Genomic DNA, 7,514 nt, shown 5'->3' on the forward strand with positions numbered 1-7,514 from the left:
CTGGCTGAGTCTGAACCGACCGAGTCTGAACCGAGAAGGAGTTCGCGTGTCGGACGACCTGATTCTCTGCGAGACGGACGGCGACGGCGTCGCGACTGTGACGTTCAACCGGCCGGACCGCCGCAACGGCTGGTCACCCGAGCTGGAGGCGGCCTACTTCGGGCAGCTCGACCGGCTGGACCGCGATCCGGACGTCCGTGTGGTCGTGCTCACCGGCGCGGGGACCACCTTCTGCCCTGGGATGGACGCGAGCCGCCTCAACGAGAAGGCCGGCAAGGGGCTCGACCTGTCGGGACGACCGCCGCAGTACCGCCCGCGGACCCTGCGTAAGCCGCTGATCGCCGCGATCAACGGGGCGTGCGCCGGTATCGGGCTGGTGCAGGCGCTCATGTGCGACGTCCGCTTCGCCGCCCGCGGCGCGAAGTTCTCCACGGCGTTCGCCCGCCGCGGCCTGGCCGCCGAGTACGGCCTGAGCTGGGTCCTGCCGCGTTACGTCGGCCTGGAGAACGCGCTCGACCTCCTGCTGTCGGCCCGGACGTTCGACGCGGACGAGGCCCACCGGCTCGGGCTGGTCAGCCGGGTGGTCGAACGCGACGACGTGCTCGCGCAGGCGCAGGCATACGCGGGCGACCTGGCCCGCAACTGTGCGCCGACCGCGCTGGCGGCCATCCGCCACCAGGTCTACGGCGACCTCGAGGTCGGCTTGGACGAGGCGCTACGCAGGTCTTTCCAGGTGATGGTGGCGACCAACGGGGCGGCCGACTTCGTGGAGGGCATGCGTAGCTTCATCGAGCGTCGACCGCCGCGCTTCGCCGCGCTGGCCGACGACTTCGACGCCGGTGCACTGACCGGTGCTCCCGTGCCCGGTGGCCACCTGGCAGCCGACGACGTCCTCGGCTGAGCGCGACCGAGGTTAGGGCTTCCCCGGGCTCGCCGGTCGGCCGCCGTCCGGGGCTCCGGGGCTCCGGGACTGATGATGGGAACGCTGTGGATGGGGGAGCGCGGATAGCAGGTGGTCCGGCACGAAGAGCTTTAGGGAGGTCCGGCAACGAGTCGACTTGCATACCCGGCCTCTACCAGCGCCTGGTAGGCCGCGTGTACTTCGGGCGGGATCGTCTGGGGGATGGCGAAGCCGCGGTCGGCGTAGACCCAGATGCGCTGGGTATCGCCCACCAGCATCGACACGACCCGGCTGACGTTCTCCGATGGTCGCCACGTAGTCGTCCAGTGTGAGTGGCAGAGAGGCGCATTGGACGGTGACCTCCGGCCAGAGCTTGCGGCAGGTGGCGTACGTTTGCCGCTGCTGGTAGGGCCGAGAGATCAGGATGGCTGATCGGACTGTATGGCCCTGGTTGCGTAGGAGATCGCGGGCCAAGGTGATGTTCTCACCGGTGTTGCGTGCCTGCGGCTCGACCAGGATGGCGGCATCCGGGACGCCGAGGGCCAGTGCGTGCTCGCGATAGTGGACCGCCTCACCTCGAGGGAGCACGGCAATAGTGGTGGGCGCGTTCGCGCCGGTGAAGACGATGCGCGGGTACAGCCCTCGCCGGTAAAGAATCGCTGCGCAGGTGGCTACGGCAAGATCGTGGCTACCTAGTCCAATGCCCACATCGGTGGGCCGCAGCTCGTGGCGCAGGTCGTGGTAGTCCCATAGGACCTGCACTGAGTCGCGGATGGCGGCAGGGATGGCGGCAGGCCGTTCGCCGCTGGTCATGACGCCGGCCGGGCCTGGTAGAGGACCGCGTTGACGATCTCCCGCAGGTCGTAGTGGCCCTCGTGCCCGCTGACCGAGGGGTGCCGGGCCTTCCCGGCGGTCAGGACCGGGCGGATCAGCTCCCACACCTCGTCGGACAGATCACTGGGATACGGCTTCCGGGTCTCCATGCTTTCCAGCGGAACGCATCCCGACAGAACCGCATCCCGACAGAACCGGCACCACCTCGCAACCAGCTCGGGGCAGGCATCAAGTCGTAGCCTCCCATCAAAGCCTCAACAACTCACAGAACCTCCTCTGGCGACTCCCGAAGACAACTACATCAACCGCAGAAGAGCAGCTCACAGGGGGCGGAAGGCCAAATCGGGTGGCTGCCGATCCTGCTGGTCCGGATGAGCCCAGACCTGGCCATGGGCGACGAGCTGTTGAAGAAGACGGGTGCGGCGAACCTGTTCACCGTGTTCGGGGAGCCGGACATCGAGATCGAGCACACGCCCGACGGGCTCGTGGTCGATATCCGTGGCATCGACGTGTACGACAAGATCAGCGTCTGGTTTTCCGTTGGCGGGGAGCGGAAACTGCGGGGATGAGAACAGCGATCACAGCTACGGCGGCGAGGGCCCAGAACGCCGGATCTTTTCTGTGCGATGAGGGGGTCAGGGCTGCGGACAGCGCTGCGATCCCGTTGATGCCTGCTGCGGCGCCGATGTTCCGCAGCATTGTCGCGGAGGATGTCGCGATGCCCAGCCGCTCTGGCGGAGCCTGATCCTGCAGCAGTGCGAGGGTAGCGGCGGTGACCATGCCGGTACCGAGGCCGGCTGTTGCTCCCGCGAGCCACGGTAGCGTCCCAGTGGCGCTGCATACCGCGCTCAGCAGGAGTGCTGTCGCTCCGAGGATCAGTGGGAGTCGGTAGCCGTACCTGGTCAGGACTCCACCAGCGACTGCACTGCCGAGTACCCAGCCGATCGCGGAGAGCCCGACAATGAAGGCGATCTTTGTGGTTGATGCGCCGAGTGCGGCAAGCTGGACAGGGAGCACTGTCATCGTTGCATACATCACAACGCATGCCCCGATGGTGGCGATCGCCGCGGCCCCAGAGGGGGTTGGGGCGAAGACGTCCCGGGGTAGCAGGTCACCACCGACCCTGCGGAGCAGGGGCAGCATCGCCAAACCTGCCGCTATGCCCACGTATCCGGCGGCCGTACCCAGCCCCAGCGAGCTGCTCTGCATGCCGATGAGGATCAGCGCGGTGCCACCCGTGATCAGGAGGTACTCGACGGTGGGGAATCGGTGGAGTGGCCGCTGTCTATCCCCGGCTGCTGGCTTTGGGGGCAGGGCGACTGCTATCCCGATGATGACCAGCAGACACAGCGGGACATTGACGAAGAACACCCATCGCCAGCCCCATGCCGCAGTGATCGATGCGCCGGCCGGCGGGCCGACTACTGCGGCTATCCCCCACACGGTGCTGAGCAGGCTTTGTGCGGCGGGCCGCCGTTGTGGGCCGTAGAGGCGTCCAATGATCACATAGCTGGAGACGACGAGAGCGCCTGCGGCCAGACCGTGCAGCATGCGTGCCATCACAAGTGTCCTGAAGGAGCCGGCGAAGCCCGCGAGCAGGGATGCCGTGAGAAAGACCAGTGTTGCGCTCACGGCGGCCACACGATCATCGAGTCGATCCGCGGCCCATCCGGCGAGAGGTGTCCCGGCAACCTGGGCCAGCATGAACCCTGATACCAACCATGCGTATCCGCCGCCGCTTCTGCCTCCGACGTCCGCGACGACGTTGGGTAGCACTGTGCCCATGATGGTGGCGTCCATCGCTGCCAGCAGCAGTGCAAGCACTGCTGCTGGCACGACGAGGGCCGGGATCGCGTCCCGTCGCTGTGTGGCCTGCAGAGGCGGGGCGAATACGGTCTCCGGAGCCGAGGACGTCACTGCGTACCCATGAGCATGCCCGGTAGTGCTGCGGAGAGCGTGGGGGTATCCGGACCATGCACGTTGTCTACACCGGAAAATGCGCTGATCAGTCCGCGCAGCTCTGCGTCGAGTACCTCGTCTGCGGTGTGTAGAGCACCGTCTTCGGTGAAGATCCTCTCTGCGAATGTGCGCGTCAGTTGAAGCTGGACAGCGGCTGCTGGGTTGTCGGTGACGAAGTCAACGCCGAGGAGTAGTTCCGTCGTCTGCTGGAACGATTGTGCGAGGCGGCGGTTGAGCTCCTCGATCTGCCGAACAAGCTGCCGTACCCGGCTCTGCTGCCGGATGGTGAGCGCCGGATACAGAGATTTCATCGCCACATGGTCAATCTTTATATGTCGCGCTTCGTCTAAGCCGTGGGTGTGCAGCAGCCGTGTGAAAAAGCGGGCGCGGTGGGGGTCGAGAGCGTCAGCGCGGTGCTCGAAGATGGTGATCACGGATTCGCCTACATAAGCCGAGCAGCACAGCGCGACAAGTTTGACATAGGGGTGGTCGTCAGTGCGGAAGACGTCGAACCGTTCGTTGAAAAGGGCTTTATCGACGCGTGCTTCGCTGCCGGCCAGCATGCGCACGTATCGGTAGAAGGTGTTGGCATGCTGGATCTCCTCGGCGGCGAAGCATGAGAGCGCGTGGTGGAGATCATGGCCGACGTTGACGGGGTCGGGAAGGTCGTGGAGCTCGCCTATCGTCAGGGCAATGACCGCGCTGACGTGCCGCTCTATCTCGGCGAGCTGGGCGAGTTCCTTGGTGACGTAGGCGACGGCCTGCGTCTCGTGATCCAGCTCACCGTAGACAACCTCGGAGAGAAAGGCTAGCTCCGACGGGGTGCTCGCCTCCGACCAGTCGAAGGCGTTGGGATGGAACGTGCGGACATGTGCCAGCCGGGTCACCGAGGCCAGCTCAGCCCGGATAGCGGACGCGATGTCGGAGAAGCGGTTAGGAGTGGTCACGTTCGTACTCCTTGTAGCCGTCCTCGATGCCGATCGAGATATCTCGGATACGCACCCACTCGCGGGCGACAAAATCGCTGTCCCGCAACTTTTCGATGAAGTAGTAGTAGGTCTGCATGTCATTCGTCTCGACCAGTAGGAAGTCCGAGAATCCGGTAGCAAATGCCTCCGCATCGAAGTGCCGGACCGACATCTTCTCAACGAACGGGCCTACAATCTCCTTCTGGAAGATCTGCTCGTTTGCGGTGCGTTCGTCTCGGTTTAGTCGTAGCCAGGACGGGGTGAACTCGTAGCGGATGACAATCCCGTACTTCACGATGATCAGCTCCTTGCGTAGCTTTGAGAAACCAGGATGGCGCGGTCGAAGTCGGTGACTACCCGGCGGCCATGCATGACCCGCGAATTGTCGATCAGGACGATGTCGCCGTCCTGCCACTGCACTTCTTCGGTTACGGCTTCGGTGAGGGCGGTGTATTCGGTCACGATGTCAGCGGGTAATGTCGAGCCATCGGAGAACCGAATGTCCGGAGCCTCGTAGTTGAACGACGGGCCGAGAATACTGTTGGCCCAAGCGGTACGGGTCGACCACTTGGTGGGGTGAGCGGCGTAGGCCTGGTACTCGTAGTGCAGGCTGCCATCCGACAATTCAGTAAACGTGACGTGCGCGCCGTCGTTGGCATGGGCGTACAGGTCGGTGACGGAAACTTCCTCCGCGCTGCGGCCGTTCCCGATCATGAAGGCTGCCAGCCGCCGCCACAGCTCGGCGGGGACCTTGCGGGAGTAGCGGACTGGCTGGGCGGTGAAGAGCGTCCTGGCTCGTTCCGACAGCGCGTCCCATACCCGGCGACCGTCACAGATCGTGGTCCGCGAGCCGGACCTGGCCGCCTTGACGCAGTAGAACCAGAGCAGGTCGGGGGCGAACGGCGTCGCCCCGTTCTCCAGGTGCAGGCCAATCGGGTCGTGGCCGGAGTCGACCTTCTGCACGGCGGTGCTATGGAAGACGCGGGCCGGATCCAACGTGGTGCGCGAGCTGTAGCACTGGACAAGAGCGGCGAAACCCTCGACGGAGGGCTGGAAACCGCGGACGAGGATGTGCCCGGCACGAACCAGCCGCTCGTCGAGGCCCGCCTTGAAAAGTTCCCGGAAGTCGGCTTTGCTCGAAGACGGTGTGATCATCAGTCCGTCGCCACTCCCGATGGGAGACAGACGCATGCTCGTTTGGGTAAGTGTCATGTCACTCCCTCGCGTACTCGACGTTTTCAAATAGCGTGGGCGTATACGGGACGGACGATTTCGTCGAAGATGAGCTCGCGCTTCGGCCGTCCCGTCACGGTGAAATAATGTTCCCGAAATTCCTGACCGTCCGGGATCACGATGAAGCGCTCAGGGCGGTCGGTCTCGGCAAGCTGCTGTTCGGCATAGTCGTATGCCTGTCGCTCCGCCGCACTGATCGTCGAGGTGTCGCCGTCGGCCGTGACCAGCACAGCCGTGAGGTACTCCATGCCTTCACCGAAGACGACAGCGTCGACGACAGCGGAGCAGGTGCGCAAGCGGCCTTCCACCCACTCCGGTGAAACATTCCGCCCATGACCGGTAATGATCATATTTTTCAGTCGGCCGAGGATGCGGATGTACCCGTCGCTGTCGATCTCGGCGCGGTCTCCTGTATGCAGCCAGCCGTCCTCGTCCACCGGGCGGCTGGTCGGATCTTCCACCGTGTAGCCGGCGAACAGCGAGCTGGATTTCACCAGCAGTTCACCATCGTCGGAGAGCGTCACCGAACAGTGCGGCAGCGGTCTACCCACGGTGCCCGGACGCCAGTAGTCCGGAGTGTTCCAGGAGACCACCGAGCTGTTCTCCGACAGGCCGTAGCCCTCGTGCACCCGCAGGCCGGCGCGGTCCAGCCGGAGCAAGGCATTCACATCGACCGGCGCTCCACCCGCCATCAGAAACGGCCGCCGACCGACTCCGACGAGGTCCTCGGCGGTCGAACTCCGCACGGCCTTGTCTAGGGCGCTTACAGCGGCCGGGGGCAGCACTGTGGCAGTAGGGCGGGCGGCCCCCGCAGCCAGGTGAGGACATCACCTGCCCGGGATCGGGCGGTTCCTAACAGCGCCGTGGACTTCGGCAACAAGATCATCCGACCGCCGCTGGTAATCGGCATATACACAGCAGTGATCTGCTCGATGAGCAGGCTGAACGGTACCAGCGACAGGTATCGGTCGTAGACCCCTGCGGGAGAGACCGCGTGCAACGACTCCACCAGGGTGTTCAGCGCACCAGATCGGATCTTGACCCCTTTGGGGATACCCGTTGTGCCCGACGTATGAATGATTTTGATGATGTGGTCGTCGGTTGCGTCGATATCGGGTTCATGGCCGTCTCGTCGGTTGCTCTGCCGGACCGCGTCCCAATCGTGTGGGGAGGAGACCGGTATCACGGCAACCGCATCTGCCAGCCCCCACTCCCGCAGTTTACGGATGCCGCCGGGGTCAGCCAGGCAGACCTGCGTCTCGCGCAGGAGCGAGGTGGCCTGCTCGCCGGAGAAGGCGAGAGGTACCGGTACTTCCACAAAACCGCCGAGAAGCAGAGCAAGGTCTGCCGCGACCCATCCGGGCCCGTTATCCGCAACCAGGCCAACCGGGGTGCCGGCCGGCAAACCGTGCTCGGCGAGCACGCGGCGGATCTGGCTGCTCCATTTGCGCACCTGCGCGTACGTCAGCGTTTCGGCGACCGATCCGTCGGCTGCGAGCCGTTCGATGAGAACCTTGTCCTGGTGCCCGGGTGCGTGCAGATTCTCCTGAACGGCTTTCATCGAGCCCCTGCCTCCTCGACAAGTGTTGGAGTCTCCCAACCCCAGGACACGGCCAGGC

Annotated in this window: 9 protein-coding genes and 3 pseudogenes; 2 read left to right on the forward strand and 10 right to left on the reverse strand. The window is 64.8% G+C overall.

The annotated features are described in order from the left end of the window. Window positions 1-46: 46 nt before the first annotated feature. On the forward strand, window positions 47-901 hold the full coding sequence (locus NBW77_RS16240) for an enoyl-CoA hydratase-related protein (protein ID WP_242605503.1): 855 nt from the start codon (window positions 47-49) through the stop codon (window positions 899-901). Window positions 902-1,032: 131 nt separating this feature from the next. On the opposite strand, the gene NBW77_RS22865 is transcribed toward NBW77_RS16240, so the two are convergent. From NBW77_RS22865 to NBW77_RS16255, 3 genes and pseudogenes are all read right to left on the reverse strand, one after another. Further along, complete coding sequence (locus tag NBW77_RS22865) at window positions 1,033-1,179, reverse strand: hypothetical protein (RefSeq protein ID WP_242605504.1); 147 nt, start codon at window positions 1,177-1,179, stop codon at window positions 1,033-1,035. Window positions 1,180-1,318: 139 nt separating this feature from the next. Further along, window positions 1,319-1,714: pseudogene (locus NBW77_RS22870) on the reverse strand (YdcF family protein); the annotation flags it as partial. An 8-nt stretch (window positions 1,715-1,722) separates the two neighbouring features. Beyond that, window positions 1,723-1,884: pseudogene (locus NBW77_RS16255) on the reverse strand (transposase); the annotation flags it as partial. A 222-nt stretch (window positions 1,885-2,106) separates the two neighbouring features. Between NBW77_RS16255 and NBW77_RS16260 the strand changes: the two are divergent. After that, on the forward strand, window positions 2,107-2,304 hold the full coding sequence (locus NBW77_RS16260; protein ID WP_207386773.1) for a hypothetical protein: 198 nt from the start codon (window positions 2,107-2,109) through the stop codon (window positions 2,302-2,304). Here the strand turns inward: NBW77_RS16260 and NBW77_RS16265 are convergent. The 7 genes and pseudogenes from NBW77_RS16265 to NBW77_RS22120 all read right to left on the reverse strand — a co-directional run bounded on the left by NBW77_RS16265 (window position 2,258) and on the right by NBW77_RS22120 (window position 7,456). Beyond that, a complete protein-coding gene (locus NBW77_RS16265; RefSeq protein WP_131744873.1) occupies window positions 2,258-3,652 on the reverse strand; it encodes an MFS transporter in 1,395 nt (464 codons plus the stop codon). The genes NBW77_RS16260 and NBW77_RS16265 overlap by 47 nt on opposite strands. Continuing rightward, window positions 3,649-4,641: a hypothetical protein gene (locus NBW77_RS16270; protein WP_131744874.1), complete on the reverse strand. Its 993-nt coding sequence runs from the start codon at window positions 4,639-4,641 to the stop codon at window positions 3,649-3,651. Before NBW77_RS16270 ends, NBW77_RS16265 begins: the two co-directional genes overlap by 4 nt. Beyond that, on the reverse strand, window positions 4,628-4,957 hold the full coding sequence (locus NBW77_RS16275) for a darcynin family protein (protein ID WP_165485767.1): 330 nt from the start codon (window positions 4,955-4,957) through the stop codon (window positions 4,628-4,630). The genes NBW77_RS16270 and NBW77_RS16275 overlap by 14 nt, the downstream gene beginning before the upstream one ends. 5 nt (window positions 4,958-4,962) lie before the next feature. Beyond that, window positions 4,963-5,817, reverse strand: a complete 855-nt coding sequence (locus NBW77_RS16280) for a TauD/TfdA family dioxygenase (RefSeq protein WP_165485768.1) — start codon at window positions 5,815-5,817, stop codon at window positions 4,963-4,965. 83 nt (window positions 5,818-5,900) lie between these two features. Further along, a complete protein-coding gene (locus NBW77_RS22115) occupies window positions 5,901-6,419 on the reverse strand; it encodes an acyl-CoA synthetase family protein (RefSeq protein ID WP_349817028.1) in 519 nt (172 codons plus the stop codon). Next, window positions 6,420-6,680, reverse strand: a pseudogene (locus tag NBW77_RS22500) (AMP-binding protein); the annotation flags it as partial. It lies immediately after the preceding gene. Next, the gene (locus NBW77_RS22120; RefSeq protein ID WP_131744878.1) at window positions 6,659-7,456 is read right to left on the reverse strand and encodes an AMP-binding protein; all 798 of its coding nucleotides are present in this window, start codon (window positions 7,454-7,456) and stop codon (window positions 6,659-6,661) included. The pseudogene NBW77_RS22500 and the gene NBW77_RS22120, both read right to left, overlap by 22 nt. Between the last annotated feature and the right edge of the window lie 58 nt (window positions 7,457-7,514).

The sequence above is a fragment of the Frankia sp. Cppng1_Ct_nod genome, assembly GCF_920656135.1.
Classification (GTDB): domain Bacteria; phylum Actinomycetota; class Actinomycetes; order Frankiales; family Frankiaceae; genus Protofrankia; species Protofrankia meridionalis.